This is a genomic window from Polaromonas sp. UC242_47, from assembly GCF_044452385.1.
Lineage (GTDB): Bacteria > Pseudomonadota > Gammaproteobacteria > Burkholderiales > Burkholderiaceae_C > Polaromonas.
On record NZ_JBIOAO010000001.1, the window covers coordinates 2,018,242 to 2,041,833 of the forward strand.

Here is a 23,592-nt window from a genome sequence, read left to right on the forward strand (position 1 = left end):
CCGTGCAGATTGAAAACCGATGCTGATCCAAATCCTGTCTTTTCTTCTTGAAACCCTGTTTTTTGTGCTGATCGCGGCGGCGCTGCTGCGGGCCTGGATGAACTACCTGCGTGTCAACATGCGTGCCCAGCCGGGCTACTTTGTGATGGCCGTGACCGACTGGCTGGTCAAGCCGCTACGGCGTGTGTTGCCCAAGGCCCTGGCGCAGTCGCGCGTGGACTGGGCCAGTGTGCTGGCCGCCTTGCTGCTGGCGCTGGTCTACGGGCTGCTATGGGTGGTCTTGTTCGGGGCGCTGACCGGCGGGCTGGCGGCCATGTCCGGCTTCGGGCCGGCCTTGGTGCCCGCCGTGTTGCTGTTTGCCCTCAAGATGCTGGTGCGCGTGGCCCTGCAGGCCGCGTTTGTTGTGGTGTTGGCCTACGCGATTGTGTCCTGGGTGCAGCCCGGCTCGCCGCTGTATGGTTTGTTGGGCCGGCTGGCCGAGCCGATGTTGACACCACTGCGCCGCGTTCTTCCGGCCATAGGCGGGGTCGATTTATCGGCGCTGGCGCTGCTGCTTTTATTGCAGATCGGCCTGATGGTTCTGGGCTAAGCCGGAAGCGGTCAGCGGCAGCCCGCCATGGCGGGCTGTCCAGTGATCCGCCAGCCGGCCATGCTGGAATACGGCGCTGCAGGCCGCGTCAAGCGCTGATGCGCCGCCGGCCAGCGTAGCGCCCAGCATGCCGGCCAACACATCGCCGGTGCCGGCCGTGGCCAGACGGGCATTGCCGGTCGGGTTGATGCAGGGGATGCTGCCTGGCGCGGCAATCACCGTGCCGGAGCCCTTGAGCACCACCACACACTGAAATTGCGCGGCCAGTTGTTGGGCGGCTCGCAGACGCTTGGCCTGAACAGCCGCCGTGCTGCTGCCCAGCAGGCGCGCGGCTTCCAGTGGATGCGGGGTCAAGACGGTGCGCCAGCTGCGGCCCTGGCGGGCCAGCAGTTGGGTTTGCAGCTGCGTGTCACGGCTGATAACGTTGAGCGCGTCGGCATCCAGCACCAGTGCCTGGGCCGTAGACAAGACCTGGGGCAGGGCGCCGCGAATGGCCTCACCGCCGCCGCAGCCGCAGACCACGACTTGATTTTTGAGGTCTAGCGCGGCCGGGCTGCGAAACATCAATTCCGGCTGCTGTGGGTCGACGGTCATGTCAGGCGTGCCCAGCAGGGCGACAAACACCCGGCCCGCGCCGGCGTGAAGGGCCGCACGACCGGCCAGCAGGGCGGCGCCCACCATGTGGGTGCCGGCGCCTGATGCACCGCCAATGACAGCGACATCACCAAAACTGCCCTTGTGGCTGGCATGGGCGGCTTCTGCGCGGCTTGAGGCGCTGGCGCGCTCCTGGCCCAGCAGCCAGGCGTCGGGCGCCAGATCCGCTGGCGCCGTCACGCCCAGGTCATCCCACCAGACTTGGCCGGCCCGGTCCCGGCCGGCGGCTGTGAACAAACCCGGCTTCAATGTCAAAAAACTTAAGCAAAATCGGGCTCCAGTCCTGATGGAACGGTCGTAGGCAGCTATGGATTCAGGAGCGAAGACGGTGCCGGTGTCGGCGTCCAGCCCGCTGGGGATATCCAGCGCCAGCACGGGCAGTGGGCTGGCCTGCAGCAAAACCAGCCACTGGCCGAGCTGATCGGCCTTGGCCGGGAGGACCGCAGGGCGCGGCGCGGCGCCTAGGCCGAGCAGGGCATCAATGGCGAAATCGTAGTCTTGTGGTGCCGTCATGGCGAAAGGCACACCCGCAGTGCGTGCGCGCACCAGCGCGGCCAGCGCATCGGCCGGTACCTGGCGCCCGTTTTTGGCGCCCAGCCAGGTCACGACCACGGTTTTGCCCCACTGGTGCAGGTGAATGGCCGCTTCCAGGCCGTCGCCGCCGTTGTTGCCGGGTCCGCAGGCGACCCAGAAACGTTGCGCATGCGGCGCCAGCGCCAGGCTCAAACGTGCGGCCGCCAGACCGGCACGCTGCATCAGGGTGTGTGGCGCCAGGGCGGCCGCCGCGCCTTGCTCCAGCCGGCGCGTCGCCGCCACGCCGTACAGCGGCAAGGTGAGGGCGCTGGAGACTTTCTGCATAGGCCGATTGTGCGGCCTCAGCCCAGGAGTCGGGTCACGCCCAGACCGTCCATGTCGATGTCCGGGGTTTTGCCCGCGACCAGGTCGGCCACGGCGCGTGCACTGCCGCAGCTCAGCGCCCAGCCGCTGGAGCCGTGGCCGAGGTTGAGCCACAGGCCGGGGATACCGCTGGCACCGATGACGGGCGGACCATCCGGCAGCATGGGGCGGGCGCCTTTCCACTCCTGCACGCTGGCGCCGCTATGGGCGGTGTGGGCCGCGCCGGGGAACCAGTCCTGCAGCACCTTGTACAGGGTTTGGATGGAGGTCGCGCGTTTTTTGCTAGGTGCGCCGCCGATTTCGGCGCTGCCGGCGACCCGCACCCGATTGCCCAGGCGTGAAATGGCGACCTTGTAACGTTCGTCCATCAGCGCGCTGCGCGGCGCGTTCAGCGGTTCGCGAAGCGGGGCGCTGATCGAGTAACCGTAAACGGCGGCCAGCGGGATTTTCAGGCCCAGCGGCCTGAGCAAGGACGCCGACGCCAGGCCGGCGCACATCACCAGGGCGTCAAAACGTCGCGGCGCGGTTTCACCCGCTATGAAAAGGCTAGCTGCTTGCGCCCGTTCTATATGGGCTACGGTCGTATTGAATTCAAATTTCACGCCCAGGCGCTGGGCTTCGGCCTTGAGCAGCAGGGCAAACTGGCGGCAATTGGCCACTTCGTCCTCGGGCAGGTGGATTGCCCCCAACAGCGGCGTATCCGGGTTCAGGGCGGGTTCGATCTTGCGCGCCTCGTCGGAGTCAATCTGACGAAAACCCACACCGGCCTCGCGCAACACCTGCAGGCCGGGTTCGACCAGCTTGGCGTCGGCCTCGGCGCGCAGCAGCACCATGTAGCCGAGGCTGCCGTCGTACACCAGTTGTCGCTCGGCGGTCAGGGCGTGCAGGCGTTCGCGGCTGTAAAAAGCCAGGCGCTGCAGGCGGGCGCGGTTGGCCAGGTAGGTTTCCAGCTTGCAGGCGCGCCACCATTTCCAGATCCAGGCGATTTCGCGGGCGGACAGGGGCAGGCCGAGTTTGACCGGGGCATGGCGGCTGAACAGGTGGCCCAGCACCTTGCCCGGCATACCGGGTGCTGCCCACGGCGTGACGTAGCCCGGGGCGACCACACCGGCGTTGGCAAAGCTGCTTTCTTCGGCTGCCGCGCTGCGGCGCTCGAACACGGTGACGTCGTGGCCGTCCAGGGCGAGTTCCCAGGCGGTGGTGATGCCGATGATGCCGGCGCCTATGACGGCGACCCTCATGCGGTGCCGTCCTGGCGCAAGGGGTTGAGAAGGCTAAGGGGCGGGGGATTCATGGGGTTTCTAGTCAAATCGGTGGCTGGCCCCCGCCGGACGGGCGCGGGCAGCTATCATTTTTTAGGGCTTGGCGAAGCGGTCTGGGTGGGTGTTTGTCACCGGCGGTAGCTAAATAGTGCTCCGGTGGCTGCGGCAACAGTGGCGGGGATGTTATACTCAGCGGGTTGTGCGAGAGGCAGTTCGGCCTTCGTGCAATAAATCGCAAATCAGCCATTCAAGGTGTTGTCCGGGATGTTCCCGGCGATAAGCGCTGATTTTAGACACAACCTTTGGAGTAAATCTATGTCAACAAGCATGCGTGAAATGCTGGAAGCCGGCGTCCATTTCGGTCATCAAACCCGCTTCTGGAACCCCAAGATGGCCCCGTACATCTTCGGTCACCGCAACCGTATTCACATCATCAACCTCGAAAAATCGCTGCCGATGTTCGAGGAAGCGATGAAGTTCGCCAAGCAGCTGTCCGCCAACCGCGGCACCATCCTGATGGTGGGCACCAAGCGCCAGGCCCGTGAGCTGGTTTCCGCCGAAGCCAAACGCGCTGGCGTGCCTTTTGTCGACCAGCGCTGGTTGGGCGGCATGTTGACCAACTTCAAGACGGTCAAGACCTCGATCAAGCGCCTCAAGGAAATGAAGGCCCAGCAGGAAGTCGGCCTCGACTCCCTGAGCAAGAAAGAACAGCTCACGTTCAAGCGTGAAATGGAAAAGCTGGAAAAAGACATCGGCGGCATTCAGGATATGAACGCTTTGCCCGACGCGATTTTTGTGATCGACGTGGGTTTCCACAAGATCGCCGTGCTGGAAGCCAAGAAGCTGGGCATTCCACTGATCGGTGTGGTTGACTCCAACCATTCCCCTATCGGCATTGACTACGTCATCCCCGGTAACGATGACTCGTCCAAGGCTGTGGCGCTGTACGCCCGCGGCATCGCCGACGCGATCATCGAAGGCCGCGCCAGCGCGGGTAACGAAGTTGTCAAGATGGTCTCTGCCGAGAGCGCTGACGAATTCGTCGAAGTGGACAACGCAGCTGCCTGATTGTTCCGGCCCTGCGCCTGACGCGAAAAAGGGGCTCGCGTAGCCCCTTTTTCACAGCCTTACCCAAGGCAAAACGTATTTAATTGAAGTCAACACGACACACGGAGAACTGAAGATGGCAATCACAGCAAGCATGGTCGCAGAGTTGCGCGCAAAAACCGACGCCCCGATGATGGAATGCAAAAAAGCCTTGACGGAAGCCGAAGGCAATTTTGAAAAAGCCGAAGAAATCCTGCGCGTCAAACTCGGTAACAAGGCCGGCAAGGCCGCTTCCCGTATCACCGCCGAAGGCGTGATCGCCTATCACAGCGAAGGCGCTGTGGGTGCGCTGGTTGAAGTCAATTGCGAAACCGACTTTGTGACTAAAAACGACAGCTTCCTGGCGTTCACCCAGGCGGTTGCCGAAGGCATCGTCAAAAACAACCCGGCCGATGTGGAAGCCGTCGGCGCCATGCCTTTTTCGCTCGACGGCTTTGGCCCGACGATCGAAGATGTGCGCAAGGGCCTGATCGGCAAGATCGGCGAAAACATGAGCGTGCGTCGCTTCAAGCGTTTTGAAGGCAGCAAGCTGGCCTCTTACCTGCACGGCACACGCATCGGCGTGGTGGTCGAGTTCGAAGGTGAAGAAGCCCCAGCCAAAGACGTCGCCATGCATGTGGCCGCCATGAAGCCGGTGTCGTTGTCCAGCGACCAGGTGCCTGCAGAGCTGGTCGCCAAAGAGCGTTCGGTTGCCGCCGCCAAGGCTGCAGAAGACGCGGCTGTCGCGACCGCCGCCGGCAAGCCCGTGCAGTCCGATGAAATTGTTGCAAAACGTATCGAAGGCGGCGTGCAGAAATACCTCAAAGAGGTGTCTTTGTTCAACCAGCCTTTCGTTAAAAACGACAAGCAAACCGTTGAGCAGATGCTCAAGGAAAAAGGCACGACCGTGAAGGCGTTCACGCTGTACGTGGTTGGTGAAGGCATCGAGAAAAAGGTGGACGATTTCGCCGCTGAAGTTGCCGCCCAAGTGGCTGCCGCCAAAGCCGCCTGATTGCCCCCGCCAAACCGGAAGGCCGCTAAACTTACGCCCATAAAAACGACAGGAACTCCCCTCATGCCAGCCTACAAGCGAATCTTGTTGAAACTTTCAGGCGAAGCCTTGATGGGAGACGATGCCTTCGGCATCAACCGCGCGACCATTGTTCGCATGGTGGAGGAAATTGCCGAAGTCACACGCATGGGCGTGGAGGTGGCCGTCGTGATCGGCGGTGGCAATATCTTTCGCGGCGTGGCGGGTGGTTCTGTCGGCATGGACCGGGCGACGGCCGATTACATGGGCATGCTGGCCACGGTGATGAACGCCCTGGCGCTGGGCGACACCATGGACAAGGCCGGTCTCACGCCGCGTGTCATGTCGGCCATCGGCATCGAGCGGATTGTCGAGCCTTATGTGCGGCCCAAGGCCTTGCAATACCTCGAAGAGGGCAAGGTCGTTATTTTTGCGGCCGGCACCGGCAATCCCTTTTTCACGACCGATACCGCGGCCGCCTTGCGCGGCGCTGAAATCGGCGCCGAGATCGTGCTCAAGGCCACCAAGGTCGATGGCGTGTACAGCGCGGATCCGAAGAAAGATCCTTTGGCGACCCGCTACACCAACATCACCTTTGACGAGGCCATGGGCAAAAATCTTGAAGTGATGGACGCCACGGCTTTTGCGCTGTGTCGCGACCAGAAGCTGCCGATCAAGATTTTCAGCATTTTCAAGCACGGCGCACTCAAACGCGTGGTGCAGGGCGAAAACGAAGGAACGCTGGTCCACGTCTGAAGCTGCTTCGGACCCGACCGGGTTTCCCCGACTTTTTGCAAGCATAAAAATCCATCCGGAGATTGAATCATGAGCATTGTTGACATCAAGAATAACGCCGAGCAGAAGATGCAGCAATCGGTGGAGTCCTTCAAGCATGCACTGACCAAAATTCGCACCGGGCGTGCCAACCCCGGCTTGCTGGACACGGTGCATGTGGACTACTACGGCGCCATGGTGCCTATCAGCCAGGTGGCCAATGTGTCGCTGCTGGATGCGCGCACCATCAGTGTGGCGCCCTGGGAGAAAGGCATGGGCGCCAAAATCGAAAAAGCCATTCGTGACTCCGACCTCGGACTCAATCCGGCTTCGCAGGGTGACCTGATTCGTGTGCCCATGCCGGCCATGACCGAAGAGCGACGCAAAGAGTTGACCAAGGTGGTCCGCGGCGAAGGTGAACATGCCAAGGTGGCGATCCGTAATCTGCGCCGCGACGCCAATGAAGGCGTGAAAAAGCTGGTCAAGGACAAACTGGCGTCGGAAGACGATGAGCGCCGCGCCCATGACGATGTCCAGAAGTTCACCGACCGTTTCATTGCAGACGTCGACAGGCTGGTCGCGGGCAAAGAAACAGACATCATGGCGGTTTGACTTGCCCCCACGGTCGCTCACTGCGTGTAGCTCCCTGCCCCCCGAGGGGGCCATTTTTTCCTTGGGGCGGCCCGGCGGAAAAATCTTCTTCCACATGCGCTCAATGCACGTGGCTTCTTGTCTCCTGAGGACTTCCTCGCGAGTTATGCCATGAGCCAAGTCCCGCACCATGTCGCCATCGTGATGGACGGCAATGGCCGTTGGGCCACGCGGCGTTTTCTGCCGCGTGTTGCTGGTCACCAGCAAGGTGTCGGTGCTCTCAGCCGTTGTGTGCAGGCTTGTCTTGCCCGCGGCATCGGTGTGCTCACGGTGTTTGCTTTTTCATCGGAAAACTGGAATCGGCCCGCTGAGGAAGTTTCCGGCTTGATGGAGTTGCTGGCGCTGTCTTCGGGACGCGAAGTCCCTTCGCTTAAGGCCAACGGGGTGCAACTGCATTTTGTGGGTGACCGGCAGCGCCTGTCGGACAAGGTCCAGGCCGGATTGGCACAGGCCGAACGCGCCACCGAAGACAATCAGCGCCTGGTCTTCAACGTCTGTTTCAACTACGGCGGACGCTGGGATATCGCCCAGGCAGCGCGCAAGCTCGCCGAGCGCGGCGAAGAAATCACGGAAATGGCGCTGGACCGCGCGCTGGCGCTGGCCCATGTGCCAGACCCGGACCTGTTGATCCGCACCGGGGGTGAGCTACGCATCAGCAACTTCCTGCTCTGGCAGGCGGCTTATTCCGAACTGCATTTTTCAGACAAACTCTGGCCCGACTTTGACGACGCTGCGCTGGACGAAGCGATTGCCGTCTACCGCAGCCGTGAACGGCGCTTTGGCCAGACCTCCGCGCAAATCGGCCCGGACCGCAAAAAAACCTCCAAGAAGGCTGCCTGATGCTCAAGCAACGCGTGATCACCGCCATCGTGCTGCTGGCCATCCTGCTGCCTGCGCTTTTCTACCGCACGGCCGTGCCGTTTTGCGTCGTCGCCCTGGTGCTGATTGCCGCCGGGGCCTGGGAGTGGGCGCGCCTGAACGCTTACGGCCCCATGGCTTCGCTGGGGGCCGGCTTTGCCTGTGTGTTGCTGTGCGTGATGGCCTGGGATTTGGGCCTGCTGGAGCAGCCGCTGCCTTTGCTCTGGCGCCTGGCCGGTGCGGCCTGGGTGTTGCTGGGTGCCTGGTTGTTGCGTGGCGGTGTCACGGGCTGGCCACGTATTCCGCGAACCGTTCGCCTGGTGGTTGGCGTTCTGGCGCTCTGGCTGGCCTGGCTGGCTGTCGCGCAAGCACGTGTCATGGGTATCAATTTCTTGCTGTCGGTGTTGCTGCTGGTGTGGGTCGCCGACATTGCCGCCTATTTTGCTGGCAAGGCTTTTGGCGGACGCTTTAGCAAAGGCAAGCTGGCGCCGGCGATCAGCCCGGGCAAAAGCTGGGAAGGCGTCTGGGGTGGCATGGTGGGCGTGCTGGTGTTGTGTTTCGCCTGGCTCGCGCTGGATGCCTCGGGACAAAACCTGTATGCACGGTTGGTCGCGCAGCATGGCCTGGTCGTGACTTTGCTGGCCGTGGTTTTCCTGGCCGCCTTGAGTGTGGTCGGTGATCTGGTCGAGTCTCTGGTCAAACGCAGCGCCGGTGCCAAAGATTCCAGCGGTCTGCTGCCGGGGCACGGTGGTGTGCTGGATCGGGTCGATGCGCTGGTACCCGTCCTGCCGCTGGCCATGATGCTGCTGACCGTCTAGGCTGATTCCATGACACACAAGAAACAACGAATCACTGTGCTCGGTTCGACCGGGTCGGTCGGCGTCAATACCCTGGATGTGATCGCCGCTCATCCGGATCGCTTTGAAGTTTTTGCGCTCAGCGCAGCGACGCGTACCGACCTGATGCTGGCGCAATGCCTGCGCTTCAAGCCGCACTATGCCGTCATGGCGAGCACGCCGCATGCCCACGTTTTGGCCCAAAGTCTTAAGGATAGTGGGCTTCAAACCCAGGTCCTGATTGCGCAAGACGCTCTTGAAATCATAGCGTCTGACGAGCGGGTCGACGCCGTGATGGCGGCCATCGTGGGGGCTGCCGGGCTGGGGCCCTGCATGGCGGCGGCCCGGGCCGGCAAACGTTTGTTGCTGGCCAACAAGGAAGCCCTGGTGGTGGGCGGTGAAGTTTTCATGCAGGCGGTGCGTGAAGGCGGCGCCCAGCTGCTGCCCATTGACAGCGAACACTCCGCCATTTTTCAGTCCTTGCCGGAAGACCCGGCGGTCTGGGCCGAGCGTATCGACAAGATCATCCTGACTGCCTCGGGTGGGCCGTTTCGCACCCGCGCACCGGCAACCCTGCGCGATGTCACACCCGACGAAGCCTGCGCCCATCCCAATTGGGTCATGGGCCGCAAGATTTCGGTCGATTCCGCCACCATGATGAACAAGGCGCTGGAGGTGATCGAGGCGCGTTACCTGTTCGGCTTGGATCCGGCGCAAATCGAGGTGGTGATTCATCCGCAAAGCATCATCCATTCCATGGTGCAGTACCGCGACACCTCGGTGGTGGCCCAGCTCGGTACGCCCGACATGCGTGTGCCTATCGCTTATGGCCTGGCCTGGCCAGGCCGCATCAGCTCAGGCGCTCAGGCGCTTGACTTCAAAGCGCTGGCCAGCATGACTTTTGCCGTGCCAGATAATGAACATTTCCCCGGTCTGCCACTGGCCTGGGAAGTGCTCAATGCGCCGGCCGGCACCCCTGCGGTGCTGAATGCGGCCAATGAGGTGGCGGTGGCCGCCTTCCTTGAAAAACGGATACGGTTTGATCAGATTCACCAGGTCAACCGCGCCACACTCGATGTCATGGTTGTTCCCGCCATTCACGGTATCGGGGACTTACTGGCACTGGATGCGCAAGCGCGTGCCACGGCCACACAAATTGCCGGAAACCTGAAAACTTGACAGGAGTCTTGCCATGCTGACCTTGGTCGCCTTTGTTGTTGCGCTTGGCTTTCTGATCGCCGTTCACGAGTACGGTCACTATCGCGTGGCCGTGGCCTGCGGTGTCAAGGTGTTGAAGTTCTCGGTGGGTTTTGGCAAGCCCATCTACACCAGGCGGCTGAAAAACAGCCCGACCGAATTTTCCATCGGCCTGTTGCCGCTGGGCGGCTACGTCAAGATGCTGGATGAGCGGGAAGGGCCGGTGGACCCGGCCGAACGCCATCTGGCATTTAACAACCGGCCTTTGCGCGCGCGCGCTGCCATCGTGGCCGCCGGCCCGGCCGCCAACCTGCTGTTGGCCATCGTCTTGTACGCCATCGTCAACTGGAGCGGCCTGCAGGAGCCCCAGGCAGTTCTGGCCAGCCCGGTGGCAGGCTCCATCGCGGAACGTGCCGGTCTGCGCGGTGGAGAACGAGTGCAACAAGCCGCGTTTGACGATGAAGCCTTGGAGGATGTTCGCTCCTTTGAAGACTTGCGCTGGCGCCTGACCCCAGGCCGCGCTGAGTGGCCGCGATGTGCGCCTGCAGGTCAAATACAGTGCTTCGGATTCTGCGTCTGAGCGCAGCGTGTTGTTGCCGCTGAGTCAGCTTCCTGCCGCTGACGCCGATGCGCAGCTGTTTCGCAAGATCGGTATTCTGGGTCCGTGGACGCAAGCCGTGATTGGTGATGTGATGCCCGGCGGAGCGGCGGAAAAGGCCGGCTTGCGCCATGGCGACGTGGTGCTGCGAATTGGCAACCAGCCCATCGTGGATGGTCAGCAGTTGCGTGAAACCATACGCGCGTCGGTCGGCGTTCAGGACTGGCAAATTCTGCGGGGAGGGCAGGCGCTGCGGTTGGTCGTCACGCCGGACATCAAACTGGATGGCGGTCAGTCGGTGGGCCGGATCGGTGCTTATGTGGGGGCGGCACCTGCGATGCTCACGGTGCGTTACGGACCACTGGATGGTTTGTGGAACGGCGTCGTTCGCACCTGGGACGTGTCCGTGCTGACGCTGAAGATGATGGGGAAAATGGTCATCGGCGAAGCTTCGCTGAAAAACCTCAGTGGCCCCTTGACGATTGCCGACTACGCCGGGAAATCGGCCAGCCTCGGCTTGAGTGCCTATTTGCTGTTTCTGGCATTGATCAGCGTGAGCCTGGGTGTGCTGAATTTACTGCCGCTGCCGGTTTTGGATGGTGGGCACCTGATGTATTATCTTTGGGAAGCGATAACCGGCAAAAGCGTGTCTGACGCTTGGATGGACCGGTTGCAGCGCGGAGGCGTTGCAATTCTGCTGGGCATGATGTCTGTTGCCCTGTTTTAACGATGTCTCCCGGCTTTTGGGTTAATTCCTTACTTTTTTCATGCACAAAAAAATCAACCGATTCAAGGTCCGCAGCGTATCCGCGATTGTGGCAAGTTTTCTAATCGCGCATGCTGCCTGGGCCGTGGATCCGTTCACCGTGCGCGACATCCGCGTCGAAGGCCTGCAACGGGTCGAGCCAGGAACCATTTTTGCATCGCTGCCGTTTCGCACGGGCGAAACCTATACCGATGACAAAGGCGCCAGCGCCATCCGGGCCTTGTTCGGATTGGGCCTGTTCAAGGATGTGCGCCTGGAGGTCAATGGCGACGTGCTGGTGGTGATTGTTGAAGAGCGACCCACGGTGGCCGACGTGGATTTCGTTGGCGCCAAGGAGTTTGACAAGGAGGTGTTGAAAAAAGCCTTGCGTGATATCGGGCTCGCCGATGGCCGACCTTTTGACAAGGCGCTGGCGGACCGCGCCGAGCAGGAACTCAAACGCCAGTACATCAACCGCAGCCTGTATGGCGCCGAGGTGGTGACCACCGTCACGCCTATCGAGCGCAACCGGGTCAATGTGACCTTCAGCATGGTCGAAGGCGATGTCGCCAAAATCAAGGAAATCAACATCGTCGGCAACAAGGCGTTCAGCGAGTCCACGCTGCGCAATCTGTTCGACCTGAACACCGGCGGCTGGTTGAGCTGGTACACCAAGTCCAATCGTTATTCACGGGCCAAACTCAACGCCGATATCGAAACCCTGCGGTCTTATTACCTGACCCGGGGCTACCTCGAATTCAAGGTCGACTCCACCCAGGTCGCGATTTCGCCGAACAAGCAGGATATTTCGGTCACCATCAACATCTCCGAAGGTGAGCGTTTCATCGTGTCCGGCATCAAGCTGGAAGGCAACTTCCTGGAGCGAGAGAATGAGTTCAAATCGCTGATCACCATCAAGCCGGGTGACCCCTACAACGCCGACCAGGTCGCGCAAACCGTCAAGGCCTTTACCGACTATTACGGCAGCTTTGGTTTTGCGTTTGCCAAGGTCGAGGCCCGGCCCGAGATTGACCGGGCCAACAACCGCGTGGCTTTTGTGCTGCAGGGTGATCCTTCGCGCCGTGCTTACGTCCGGCGTATCAACGTCAATGGCAACAACCGCACGCGTGACGAAGTGGTGCGTCGCGAGTTCCGGCAGTTTGAGTCGTCCTGGTATGACGGCGACAAGATTCGCCTGTCGCGCGACCGCGTTGACCGCCTGGGTTATTTCACGGAAGTCAATATTGACACGCAGGAAGTTCCGGGAACGCCGGACCAGGTGGATTTGAACCTGACAGTGGTTGAAAAACCAACGGGCAACCTGCAGCTCGGTGCCGGTTTTTCCAGTGCCGAAAAGCTGTCTTTCATCTTCGGCTTCAAGCAGGAAAATGCATTCGGCACCGGCAACTACCTGGGCCTGGAGGTCAACACCGGTAAGTACAACCGGCAGTTCGTGCTCAGCACCGTGGACCCTTATTTCACGACCGATGGTATCTCGCGGACGCTTGATATTTATTCGCGCACGACGCGTCCGTACTCTAGCCAGGGCGGTGACTATGCCCTCAAAACGACGGGGGGTAGCATTCGTTTCGGTGTGCCCTTCAGCGAGGTCGATCGGGTCTATTTCGGTGCCGGCGTGGAGCAGATCGATATTTCCGGTCCCGTGCTTCCGCTGGTTTACCAGGATTACATCAACAAGTTCGGCGCCAAAAGTACGTCCCTCCCTCTGACGGTAGGCTGGTCGCGTGATGAGCGCGACAGCGCATTGGTCCCGAGCAAGGGGCGTTACCAGCGCGTTTATGGTGATTGGGGTATTGCCGGAGATGCCCGCTTTGTGCGCGGCAACTACCAGGTTCAGCAGTACATTCCGCTGAACAAACAATTCACCATCGCCTTGAATGGCGAATTGGGCTGGGGCAAAGGTTTGAATGGCCAACCTTTCCCGGTGTTTAAAAATTCCTACTCCGGCGGCCTGGGTTCAGTGCGTGGTTTTGAACCAGGCACGCTAGGCCCTCGTGATGCCCAGGGCAATGCCCTTGGCGGACCGAAAAAGATTACGATGAATGCCGAAATCCTGGCCCCGTTCCCGGGGGCAGGCAATGACAGGACCTTGCGGCTTTTCGGTTTTGTGGACGCGGGTAATGTGTTCGCGGAAAATCAGCCCTACAGTCTGGGCGAGCTGCGTAAATCGGTCGGCCTGGGCATCAGCTGGATCTCGCCGCTGGGTCCGTTACGTTTCGCGATTGCCAATCCGCTGGGTCGGAAGGCAGACGATAGAATCCAGAGATTGCAATTCCAAATTGGTACATCGTTCTAATGAAATCTATTTCATACAAGTTATTTGTAGCTGCCGTGATGGCCTTGGCTGCGTGTGCTGCGAGTGCGCAGGAGTTCAAGATCGGCATCGTCAACATTGATCGCATCTTCCGCGAAGCCAACAGCGCCAAGGCGGCGCAGGCCAAGCTGGAGCAGGAATTCGGCAAGCGTGAAAAAGAGCTTGGCGACCTGGGGGACGACCTTGAAGACACAGGCGGACAGGTTTGAGCGCGAGGCGCCTACCTTGTCGGAAAGCCAGCGCGCCACGCGCCAAAAACAACTGGTCGAGCAGGACAGGGATTTTCAGCGCAAGCGCCGTGAATTCCAGGAAGATCTCAATGCGCGCAAAAATGAAGAGCTGCAGCAGGTGATCGAGCGCGCAAACAAGGTTGTCAAGACGGTGGCCGAGGCTGAAAAATACGACCTGGTGTTGCAGGAAGCGGTTTATGCCAATCCCAAGCACGACATCACCGACAAGGTCATCAAAGCGCTCAACGCGAGCAAATAAGCGGCACAGGACAGGTCCGGTGTGACGCTCAGACTCGGGGACATGGTTGCATCGCTGGCAGGCGAGTTTGATGCCAGGCTGGTGGGTGACCCGGAGCTTCTGATTGAGAGGCTTGCCCCCATCGAGTCCGCCGGCGCTGCCGATCTGTCCTTCCTGAGTCACCTGAAGTACCAGGGCAAACTCAGCCAGTCAGCGGCGGCCTGCGTGGTGGTGGCACCTGCTGCGGCCGAAGTCGCCACGCAGCGCGGCGCGTGCATCATTGTCGACGACCCGTATTTCTATTTCGCCCGGCTCACGCAGCTGTGGAAAAAACACCATTCACCGCCCGGGCCGAGCGGTATTCACCCCAGTGCTTTTATTGATCCGTTGGCCCGGCTGGCGCCTGATGTGGCCGTCTGTGCCTTTGCCTGCATAGGCGCCAACGCGGTGCTGGGCGCGGGTGTGCGTGTCGGTGAACATGCTGTGGTTGGCGCTGGCGTCCATATTGGCGCTGAAACGCGTCTGTCGGCCCGCGTGACCGTGGCCGACGGTTGTGTGATCGGCGAGCGCTGCATTGTGCATCCCGGCGCCGTGATAGGCGCCGACGGTTTTGGTTTTGCTCAGCATGCAGGCCGTTGGGAAAAAATCGAACAACTGGGTGGTGTGCACATCGGCAACGACGTGGAGATAGGCGCCAACACCTGCATCGACCGGGGCGCCTTGCAAGACACGGTCATCGAAGACGGCGTCAAGCTGGACAACCTGATCCAGATTGGCCACAACGTGCGGATTGGCCAACACACGGCACTGGCTGGTTGTGTGGGTGTGGCGGGCAGCGCCAACATTGGCGCCCACTGCACGGTGGGTGGTGGCGCGGTGGTGCTGGGTCATTTGAGCCTGGCCGACCATGTGCATATTTCGGCGGCTTCGGTGGTGATGCGCTCCATCCATAAGCCTGGGCAATACACAGGGCTGTTTCCCATCGACGACAATGCGCAGTGGGAAAAAAATGCAGCCACGCTCAAGCAGCTTCACGGTTTGCGTGAACGCCTCAAGGCGCTGGAGCACACGACTGTCAAAGCCTCTGGAAAGACCCAAGAAAAATCATGATGGATATTCACCAAATTCTCAAACAGCTGCCGCACCGCTACCCCTTTTTGCTGGTGGACCGCGTGCTCGAGCTCGACAAGGGCAAACGTATCAAGGCGCTGAAAAATGTCACGATCAACGAGCCTTTTTTCACCGGCCATTTCCCGCACCGTCCGGTGATGCCGGGTGTGTTGATGCTGGAAGCCATGGCGCAGGTTGCGGCCTTGCTGGCGTTCGACATGCAGGGCGTGACGCCAGACGACAAAACCGTGTATTACTTTGCCGGCATCGACGGCGCACGTTTCAAGCGACCGGTGGAGCCGGGTGATCAGCTGATCATGGAAGTGACACTGGACCGGCTGAAAGCCGGCGTCTTCAAGTTCAAGGGCACGACCCATGTGGACGGCAAGATGGCTTGCGAGGCCGAGCTGATGTGCACCATGCGCAGCATTGCCTGATCTGTTCCTGAAAGAAGAAATTCTCGTGAGCGGTATTCATTCCACGGCCCTGGTTGACCCGAAGGCGCAACTCGACAGCAGTGTCAGTGTGGGGCCTTACACGGTGATAGGCCCGCACGTCAAGGTAGGCGCGGGCACCACGATAGGCGCGCATTGCGTGATCGAAGGCCACACCACGATAGGCCGTGACAACCGGATTTTCCAGTTCAACTCGCTGGGCGCGATTCCGCAAGACAAGAAGTACGCGGGTGAGCCTTGCGAGCTGATCCTTGGCGACCGCAACACCGTCCGCGAGTTTTGCACCTTCAACATCGGCTCGCCCGGCGACACCGGTGTGACGCGGGTGGGCAACGACAACTGGATCATGGCTTATGTGCACCTGGCGCATGACTGTGATGTTGGTAACCACACCATTTTTGCGAACAACTCGCAACTGGCCGGCCATGTGCAGGTTGGCGACTGGGTGATTCTTGGCGGCTTTACCGTGGTGCACCAGTTTGTCCGTCTGGGCGCGCACAGCATGACCTCCATGTGCGCCTTGTTGTTTGCCGACTTGCCGCCGTTTGTGATGTGCCAGGGCCAGCCGGCCGAAGCGCGTTCCATGAACTTTGAAGGGCTGCGCCGCCGCGGTTTCTCCGCGGACCGCATTGCGGCCGTCAAGGGCATGCACAAAGCCCTGTACCGCGATGGCCTGACCCTGGAACAGGCGAAAGTGCGAATTGCCGAACTGCTGGCAAAACATCCCGACGCCGCGCCGGATGTGCAGATGATGTTGTCCTTTCTCGCCGACACCTCGCCGCAACGCGGCATCGTGCGTTAGGCTTTCATGCCCAGCGCACCCAGCTCTCTGCCGGCCCGTGGAGTGGCTGGTGATCTAACCTCTCCCGCCTTGGCCATGGTGGCCGGCGAAACCTCTGGCGATTTGCTTGCGGGTTTGTTGCTCGACGGTTTTCGCGAACGTTGGCCGAACCTGCGGGCCGGCGGCATTGGCGGATCGCAGATGGCGCAACGCGGTTTTGCGAACTGGTGGCCCAGCGACAAGCTGGCGGTGCGCGGTTATGTGGAAGTGTTGCGGCACTACCGTGAAATCGTCGGCATCCGCGAGCAGCTCAAACAAAAACTGCTGCAGCAACGCCCGGATGTTTTTATCGGGGTGGATGCGCCCGATTTCAATCTCGACCTGGAAGCCGCGCTCAAAGCCGCGGGCATCAAGACGGTTCATTTTGTCTGCCCCTCGGTCTGGGCCTGGCGCGCGGACCGGGTGGAGAAAATCCGGCGCAGCTGTGATCACGTCTTGTGCATTTTCCCGTTCGAGCCGGCCTTGCTGGCAGAGCACGGCATTGCTGCGACCTATGTCGGCCACCCGCTGGCCAGCGTCATCCCGATGCTGCCCGACCAGGCCGCTGCCCGGCAACAACTGGGTTTGCAGCCGGACGACAACGTGCTGGCGATTTTGCCGGGCAGCCGTGCTTCTGAAATCCAGTATCTGGCTGATCGCTTCTTTCAGGCGGCAGCCCTTATCAAGCGCGCGCAAGCAGCTATCAAAATCGTAGTGCCTGCGGTGCCCGCCTTGCGTGCTCGCATCGAGCAGGCGGCGCGCGCGGCCGGCGTGCTGGCCGATGTCCAGATCGTGTCCGGGCAATCCCACGCGGTGCTGGCGGCCTGTGATGTCACCTTGATTGCCAGCGGTACCGCCACGCTGGAGGCGGCGCTGTTCAAGCGCCCCATGGTGATCGCCTACAACATGAACTGGTTGTCCTGGCAAATCATGCGGCGCAAACAACTGCAGCCCTGGGTTGGCCTGCCCAACATCCTGTGCCAGGACTTTGTCGTGCCTGAACTGCTGCAGGACGCCGCCACGCCGCAAGCGCTGGCCGCGGGTGTGTTGCAGTGGATGGATGCGAAAATCTCGGCTCCCGAAAAAATACGGGCTGTCGAACAACGATTTACAAAGCTGCATGAAGAACTGCAGCGCGATACCGCCAAAATAGCCACCGATGCGATCCAGAAAATTCTTGAAGGCTGAACAGGTCGCCTTGTCCTGGGACACACCCGGCCTGATGGCCGGTGTGGACGAGGCCGGGCGCGGGCCGCTGGCCGGACCGGTGGTGGCCGCTGCCGTCATCCTGGACGATTTGAAGCCGATTCTGGGCCTGGCGGATTCCAAAAAACTCACCCCCTTGCGGCGCGAAAAGTTGTACCACGAAATCCGTGCCAAGGCCTTGTGTTTCTCCATCGCGCAAGCCAGCGTGGAAGAAATTGATCAACTGAATATTTTGCAGGCCACGATGCTGGCCATGAAACGCGCGGTAGAGGGCTTGCGGCTCAAGCCCAACAAGGTGCTGGTCGACGGCAACCGCCTGCCGACACTGAGCATGCTGGCCGAAGCCATTGTCAAGGGTGATGCCCTGGTGCCGGCGATTTCGGCTGCCTCTATTCTCGCCAAGGTTTACCGCGATCACTGGTGTCAGCAGTACCACCTGGAGTACCCGCAATACGGTTTTGCCGGTCACAAGGGTTATGGCACGGCCGAACACCTGGCCGCGCTGCGCGAACACGGCGCTTGTCCTGAGCACCGCAAGTCTTTCAGCCCGGTGGCCGAGGTCTTGCGTTGAGCGCGGCAGCATCGGGCGCGCCGGTTTTTGTCAGCTCGCGCGACAACGCCCTCGTCAAGGATTTACGCCGCTTGTCGCAAGACAGCACGGCTTACCGCAAGCAGGGCCGGGTCTGGCTGGAGGGCGACCATTTGTGCCGCGCCGCGCTGACCCGTGGCCTGAAACCCCAGATTGCTATTTTTTCAGAGTCTTTTTGGCCTCTGGCCCCCGCCGAATGGGCGCAAGCAGCTATTAAAAACATAGTGATTGCCGATGCGCTGCTGCCCGAGATCAGCGGGCTGGAGTCACCGGCCCCCATGGGTTTTGTGATGGAACTGCCGGTGCCCGGTCTGCTGCAGCCAGGCGCGGCCACCCTGATTCTGGACCGTGTGCAGGATGCCGGCAATGTCGGTTCCATGTTGCGCAGCGCCGCCGCCTTTGGGTTCAGCCAGGTGATTGCGCTCAAGGGCTCGGCCGCGCTCTGGTCGCCCAAGGTCTTGCGCGCCGGCATGGGTGCACATTTTGGTTTGCAATTGCTGGAAGGCCTGCTGCCCGAGGCGCTGGAAGCCTTGACGGTGCCCATCATCGTGACCAGTTCCCACATGGGCAGTTTCCTGCACCAGCAAACCCTGCCCATGCCTTGTGCCTGGGCCATGGGCCATGAAGGGCAGGGCGTCGGCGACGATTTGATGGCCAGGGCCAGCCTGAAGGTGCGCATAGACCAGCCCGGTGGCGAGGAGTCGCTGAACGTGGCGGCTGCGGCCGCGATTTGCCTTTACGCGAGTTCTTTGCGTCGCATTTAAAGGCAAATGCCCACATGTTGCGGGGCTGTGCGGCAGGTAAAGCGGCCGCTGCGAAGGCAAAGAGGCCGCCTCTCGGCTATAATCAAGGGCTTTCCCGCAAACCCCAGTACGCCTAGCGCATTCAAGCCAACTCCCTAATAAAAGCAGCAACCAAGAGTCACCTCTTGAGCACGCTTGGGCGTACCCGTAACCAACCCGGAGAACCCAGTGCTTTTGTCTCTACAGGGAAATTCCCCTCACGCCATCTTGGCGCTCGCAGACGGCACGGTCTTTATTGGCAATTCCATTGGAGCAGCAGGCTCCACCGTCGGTGAAGTGGTGTTTAACACCGCGATGACCGGCTACCAGGAAATCCTGACTGATCCCAGTTATTGCCAGCAGATCGTCACCCTCACATATCCCCACATCGGCAACTACGGCATCAATGCCGAAGACGTCGAAGCCGAAAAAGTCCACGCAGCCGGCCTGATCATCAAGGACTTGCCTTTGCTGGCGTCCAACTTCCGCATGTCCATGACCTTGACGGAATACCTGGTCAAGGAAAACACGGTCGCCATCGCCGGCATTGATACGCGCCAGTTGACCCGTCTTCTGCGTACCAAAGGTGCACAAAACGGCTGCATCCTGGCATTGGCCCAGGGTGAGGCTGTCAGCCAAGCCGTCATTGACAAGGCCATCGCCGCGGCCAGGCGCGCGCCCAACATGGCCGGGCTGGACCTGGCTAAAGTTGTGTCGGTCAAACAGACCTACGAGTGGACCCAGACCGAGTGGAAACTCGGCTCGGGTTACGGCGTGCAGATCACGCCGAAATTCCATGTGGTTGCCTATGACTTCGGTGTCAAGAAAAACATCTTGCGCATGTTGGCCGAGCGTGGTGCACGTATCACGGTGGTGCCGGCGCAGACGCCTGCGGCCGACGTGCTCAAGCTCAAACCCGATGGCATCTTCCTGTCCAACGGCCCTGGCGATCCCGAGCCCTGCGACTACGCGATAACCGCCACGCGCGAACTGATTGAAACCGGCATCCCGGTTTTCGGCATCTGCCTGGGTCACCAGATCATGGCCCTGGCCAGCGGTGCAACCACCTTCAAGATGCAGTCCAGCCACCACGGTGCCAACCACCCGGTGAAAGACCTGGACAACGGCCGCGTCAGCATCACCAGCCAGAACCACGGTTTTGCGGTGGACAACAAGAATCTGCCGGCCAATCTGCGTGCCACACATATCAGCCTGTTTGACGGCACCTTGCAGGGTTTGGCCCGTACCGACAAGCCGGCTTTCTGCTTTCAGGGTCACCCGGAAGCATCCCCCGGCCCGCACGATATTTCGTATTTGTTTGATCGTTTCACGGCCCTCATGGAACAGCATGGAGGGAAAAAATAATGCCAAAACGTACAGACATCAAATCGGTCCTCATCATTGGCGCGGGCCCCATCATCATCGGCCAGGCCTGTGAGTTTGATTATTCCGGTGTGCAGGCCTGCAAGGCGCTGCGTGAAGAGGGCTACAAGGTCATCCTGATCAACAGCAACCCGGCGACCATCATGACCGACCCGGCCACGGCCGACGTCACCTACATCGAGCCCATCACCTGGCAGACGGTAGAGAAGATCATCGCCAAGGAGCGGCCCGACGCCATCCTGCCAACCATGGGTGGCCAGACCGCGCTGAATTGCGCGCTGGATTTGTGGCACAACGGCGTGCTCGACAAATACAAGGTCGAGCTGATTGGCGCCACGCCCGAAGCCATCGACAAGGCCGAAGACCGCCTGAAGTTCAAGGACGCGATGACCAAGATTGGTCTCGGTTCCGCGCGTTCCGGCATTGCCCACAGCATGGAAGAGGCCTGGGCGGTGCAAAAGCTCATGGGTTTCCCTACGGTGATCCGCCCCAGCTTCACGCTGGGCGGCACGGGTGGCGGCATTGCCTACAACCCGGAAGAGTTTGAGACCATCTGCAAGCGCGGCCTGGAAGCCTCGCCGACCAACGAGCTGCTGATTGAGGAGTCGCTGCTCGGCTGGAAAGAATACGAGATGGAAGTGGTCCGCGACAAGGCCGACAACTGCATCATCGTTTGCTCGATCGAAAATCTGGACCCCATGGGTGTACACACCGGTGACTCCATCACCGTGGCGCCGGCCCAGACCCTGACCGACAAGGAATACCAGATACTGCGCAATGCGAGTCTGGCTGTGTTGCGCGAGATCGGCGTGGACACCGGTGGTTCCAACGTGCAGTTCTCCATCAACCCGGTCGATGGCCGCATGGTGGTGATCGAGATGAATCCGCGTGTCTCGCGTTCCTCGGCACTGGCTTCCAAAGCCACGGGTTTCCCGATTGCCAAGGTCGCGGCCAAGCTGGCTGTGGGCTACACGCTGGACGAGTTGCGCAATGAAATCACCGGTGGTGCCACCCCCCGCGAGTTTCGAGCCCAGCATCGACTACGTGGTCACCAAGATTCCGCGTTTTGCGTTCGAAAAATTCCCGGCTGCTGATTCACGCTTGACCACACAGATGAAGTCGGTCGGTGAAGTCATGGCCATGGGCCGCACCTTCCAGGAGTCCTTCCAGAAAGCTTTGCGCGGCCTGGAAGTCGGCGTGGACGGCATGAACGAGAAGACGCAAGACCGCGAGGTGCTTGAGAAGGAACTGGGCGCGCCCGGTCCGGACCGCATCTGGTACGTGGGTGACGCCTTTGCCATGGGCATGAGCGTGGACGAAGTGTTTGCGCTGACCAAGATAGACCCCTGGTTCCTGGTGCAGATCGAGCAGATCGTCAAGATCGAGCTGGAGCTGGAAACCACGTCCCTCGACAAGATCGACGCCGTTACGCTGCGCAGCTTGAAGCAAAAAGGCTTCTCGGATAGACGCCTGGCCAAACAGCTGAAAACCACAGACACCGCGATTCGCGACAAGCGCAAGGCACTGGGTGTGCGTCCGGTTTATAAACGGGTGGACACCTGCGCCGCCGAGTTTGCGACCAACACCGCCTACATGTATTCGACCTATGAGGCCGAAGGCAGCGAGTGTGAAGCCGCACCGACAGACAAGAAAAAGATCATGGTGCTGGGCGGCGGACCGAATCGCATCGGCCAGGGCATCGAGTTTGACTATTGCTGCGTGCATGCGGCCCTGGCCATGCGCGAAGACGGTTACGAGACCATCATGGTCAACTGCAACCCCGAAACCGTGTCCACCGACTACGACACCAGCGACCGCCTGTACTTCGAGCCGCTGACGCTGGAAGACGTGCTGGAAATTGTCGATAAGGAAAAGCCCTTTGGCGTGATCGTCCAGTACGGTGGCCAGACACCTTTGAAGCTGGCGCTGGACCTGGAAGCCAACGGCGTGCCCATCATAGGTACCTCGCCCGACATGATTGACGCGGCCGAAGACCGTGAGCGTTTCCAGAAACTGCTGCACGAACTCAAGCTGCGCCAGCCGCCCAATGCCACGGCCCGTACCGAGCCGGAAGCGCTGGAAAAAGCCGCGGCCCTGGGTTACCCCCTGGTTGTGCGCCCCAGCTATGTGCTGGGTGGTCGTGCCATGGAAATCGTGCACGAGCAGCGCGACCTCGAGCGTTACATGCGCGAAGCCGTCAAGGTCAGCCATGACTCGCCGGTGTTGCTGGACCGTTTCCTCAACGACGCGATTGAATGTGATGTCGATTGCATCCGCGACGGCGTGGGCGCCACCTTCATTGGCGGCGTGATGGAACACATCGAGCAGGCCGGCGTGCACAGCGGCGACTCGGCTTGTTCCCTGCCGCCGTATTCGCTGAGCGCAGAAACCGTCACCGAGATCAAGCGCCAGACCGCCGCCATGGCCCAGGCCTTGAACGTGGTGGGTTTGATGAATGTGCAGTTTGCGATCCAGCATGTGGATGGCAAAGACGTGATCTACGTGCTGGAAGTGAACCCGCGTGCTTCCCGTACCGTGCCTTTTGTCAGCAAGGCCACCGGCATCCAGCTGGCCAAGGTGGCGGCGCGTTGCATGGCCGGCCAGTCGCTGGCTTCGCAGGGCATCACCAAAGAGGTCACGCCACCGTATTTCAGCGTCAAAGAAGCCGTCTTCCCCTTCGTCAAGTTCCCCGGCGTGGACACGATTCTCGGCCCCGAGATGAAGTCCACCGGTGAGGTGATGGGTGTGGGCAAGACTTTTGGCGAAGCCTTTGTGAAGTCGCAACTGGGCGCCGGCACCAAGCTGCCGACCGCCGGCCGGGTTTTCCTGACGGTGAAAAACAACGACAAGCCACGCGCAGTGGAAGTGGCGCGTGCGCTGGCGGCGCTGAAGTTTGACCTGGTCGCGACCAAGGGCACGGCGGCAGCCATCACGGCAGCCGGTATTTCTTGCGGCGTGGTCAACAAGGTCACCGAAGGCCGGCCACATGTGGTGGACATGATCAAGAACAACGAGATTGCGCTGGTCATCAACACCGTGGAAGAGCGCCGCAATGCGATTGCCGATTCGCGGCAAATCCGCACCTCGGCGCTGCTGGCCCGGGTCACGACCTTCACCACGATCGCGGGCGCGGAAGCCGCCGTGGAAGGCATGAAATACCTGGACAACCTGACCGTGTATTCGATCCAGGAATTGCACGCCCAACTGGCCTGAGCTCGGGGCAATTACCGAGCCCAGACGGGCGTATTTGCATTAAACTAAAAGCAG

General features: G+C 60.8%; 18 protein-coding genes and 3 pseudogenes. 19 read left to right on the forward strand and 2 right to left on the reverse strand.

What is annotated here, in order from left to right:
* The first annotated feature begins 19 nt into the window (after positions 1 to 19).
* A complete protein-coding gene (locus tag ACHMXK_RS09890) occupies positions 20 to 589 on the forward strand; it encodes a YggT family protein (protein ID WP_397439862.1) in 570 nt (189 codons plus the stop codon).
* On the opposite strand, the gene ACHMXK_RS09895 is transcribed toward ACHMXK_RS09890, so the two are convergent.
* Both ACHMXK_RS09895 and ACHMXK_RS09900 read right to left on the reverse strand, forming a co-directional pair.
* A complete protein-coding gene (locus tag ACHMXK_RS09895) occupies positions 557 to 2,101 on the reverse strand; it encodes an NAD(P)H-hydrate dehydratase (RefSeq protein WP_397439864.1) in 1,545 nt (514 codons plus the stop codon). The genes ACHMXK_RS09890 and ACHMXK_RS09895 overlap by 33 nt on opposite strands.
* A 17-nt stretch (positions 2,102 to 2,118) precedes the next feature.
* The gene (locus ACHMXK_RS09900) at positions 2,119 to 3,381 is read right to left on the reverse strand and encodes a D-amino acid dehydrogenase (protein WP_397439866.1); all 1,263 of its coding nucleotides are present in this window, start codon (positions 3,379 to 3,381) and stop codon (positions 2,119 to 2,121) included.
* Positions 3,382 to 3,717: 336 nt separating this feature from the next.
* Here ACHMXK_RS09900 and rpsB point away from each other — a divergent pair, with 336 nt between their 5' ends.
* From rpsB to carB, 18 genes and pseudogenes are all read left to right on the forward strand, one after another.
* Positions 3,718 to 4,470 carry a 30S ribosomal protein S2 gene (rpsB, locus tag ACHMXK_RS09905; protein WP_397439868.1) on the forward strand — a complete coding sequence of 251 codons (753 nt, stop codon included), beginning with the start codon at positions 3,718 to 3,720 and terminating at the stop codon, positions 4,468 to 4,470.
* A 115-nt stretch (positions 4,471 to 4,585) separates the two neighbouring features.
* Positions 4,586 to 5,500, forward strand: coding sequence for a translation elongation factor Ts (gene tsf / locus ACHMXK_RS09910; RefSeq protein ID WP_397439869.1), 915 nt, complete (start codon positions 4,586 to 4,588; stop codon positions 5,498 to 5,500).
* Between the two features lie 63 nt (positions 5,501 to 5,563).
* Positions 5,564 to 6,274 carry a UMP kinase gene (pyrH, locus tag ACHMXK_RS09915; RefSeq protein ID WP_397439871.1) on the forward strand — a complete coding sequence of 237 codons (711 nt, stop codon included), beginning with the start codon at positions 5,564 to 5,566 and terminating at the stop codon, positions 6,272 to 6,274.
* 69 nt (positions 6,275 to 6,343) lie between these two features.
* Positions 6,344 to 6,904 carry a ribosome recycling factor gene (gene frr, locus ACHMXK_RS09920; RefSeq protein WP_397439873.1) on the forward strand — a complete coding sequence of 187 codons (561 nt, stop codon included), beginning with the start codon at positions 6,344 to 6,346 and terminating at the stop codon, positions 6,902 to 6,904.
* Positions 6,905 to 7,054: 150 nt separating this feature from the next.
* Complete coding sequence (gene uppS, locus ACHMXK_RS09925) at positions 7,055 to 7,783, forward strand: polyprenyl diphosphate synthase (RefSeq protein ID WP_397439875.1); 729 nt, start codon at positions 7,055 to 7,057, stop codon at positions 7,781 to 7,783.
* A complete protein-coding gene (locus tag ACHMXK_RS09930; protein WP_397439877.1) occupies positions 7,783 to 8,619 on the forward strand; it encodes a phosphatidate cytidylyltransferase in 837 nt (278 codons plus the stop codon). The genes uppS and ACHMXK_RS09930 overlap by 1 nt, the downstream gene beginning before the upstream one ends.
* A 9-nt stretch (positions 8,620 to 8,628) precedes the next feature.
* The gene (ispC, locus tag ACHMXK_RS09935; RefSeq protein ID WP_397439879.1) at positions 8,629 to 9,816 is read left to right on the forward strand and encodes a 1-deoxy-D-xylulose-5-phosphate reductoisomerase; all 1,188 of its coding nucleotides are present in this window, start codon (positions 8,629 to 8,631) and stop codon (positions 9,814 to 9,816) included.
* A gap of 13 nt (positions 9,817 to 9,829) precedes the next feature.
* Positions 9,830 to 11,184 (forward strand): annotated as a pseudogene (rseP, locus tag ACHMXK_RS09940) (RIP metalloprotease RseP).
* Positions 11,185 to 11,199: 15 nt separating this feature from the next.
* Positions 11,200 to 13,494, forward strand: a complete 2,295-nt coding sequence (gene bamA, locus ACHMXK_RS09945; RefSeq protein ID WP_397439880.1) for an outer membrane protein assembly factor BamA — start codon at positions 11,200 to 11,202, stop codon at positions 13,492 to 13,494.
* Positions 13,494 to 14,001 (forward strand): annotated as a pseudogene (locus tag ACHMXK_RS09950) (OmpH family outer membrane protein). Before bamA ends, ACHMXK_RS09950 begins: the two are co-directional and overlap by 1 nt.
* Positions 14,002 to 14,022: 21 nt before the next feature.
* Positions 14,023 to 15,090, forward strand: coding sequence for a UDP-3-O-(3-hydroxymyristoyl)glucosamine N-acyltransferase (gene lpxD, locus ACHMXK_RS09955; RefSeq protein ID WP_397439882.1), 1,068 nt, complete (start codon positions 14,023 to 14,025; stop codon positions 15,088 to 15,090).
* Positions 15,087 to 15,527 (forward strand): 3-hydroxyacyl-ACP dehydratase FabZ, encoded by a 441-nt coding sequence (gene fabZ / locus ACHMXK_RS09960; RefSeq protein ID WP_397439884.1) that lies wholly within the window; start codon positions 15,087 to 15,089, stop codon positions 15,525 to 15,527. Before lpxD ends, fabZ begins: the two co-directional genes overlap by 4 nt.
* Before the next feature lie 25 nt (positions 15,528 to 15,552).
* Entirely contained in the window at positions 15,553 to 16,347 is a 795-nt protein-coding gene (gene lpxA, locus ACHMXK_RS09965) for an acyl-ACP--UDP-N-acetylglucosamine O-acyltransferase (protein ID WP_397439886.1), read from the forward strand.
* Between the two features lie 75 nt (positions 16,348 to 16,422).
* On the forward strand, positions 16,423 to 17,553 hold the full coding sequence (gene lpxB, locus ACHMXK_RS09970; protein ID WP_397442494.1) for a lipid-A-disaccharide synthase: 1,131 nt from the start codon (positions 16,423 to 16,425) through the stop codon (positions 17,551 to 17,553).
* Entirely contained in the window at positions 17,525 to 18,142 is a 618-nt protein-coding gene (rnhB, locus tag ACHMXK_RS09975) for a ribonuclease HII (RefSeq protein WP_397439888.1), read from the forward strand. The genes lpxB and rnhB overlap by 29 nt, the downstream gene beginning before the upstream one ends.
* Positions 18,139 to 18,924, forward strand: coding sequence for a TrmH family RNA methyltransferase (locus tag ACHMXK_RS09980; protein ID WP_397439890.1), 786 nt, complete (start codon positions 18,139 to 18,141; stop codon positions 18,922 to 18,924). Before rnhB ends, ACHMXK_RS09980 begins: the two co-directional genes overlap by 4 nt.
* Before the next feature lie 207 nt (positions 18,925 to 19,131).
* Positions 19,132 to 20,307: a glutamine-hydrolyzing carbamoyl-phosphate synthase small subunit gene (carA, locus tag ACHMXK_RS09985; protein WP_397439892.1), complete on the forward strand. Its 1,176-nt coding sequence runs from the start codon at positions 19,132 to 19,134 to the stop codon at positions 20,305 to 20,307.
* Positions 20,307 to 23,538 (forward strand): annotated as a pseudogene (gene carB, locus ACHMXK_RS09990) (carbamoyl-phosphate synthase large subunit). The gene carA and the pseudogene carB overlap by 1 nt, the downstream one beginning before the upstream one ends.
* Positions 23,539 to 23,592: the final 54 nt, after the last annotated feature.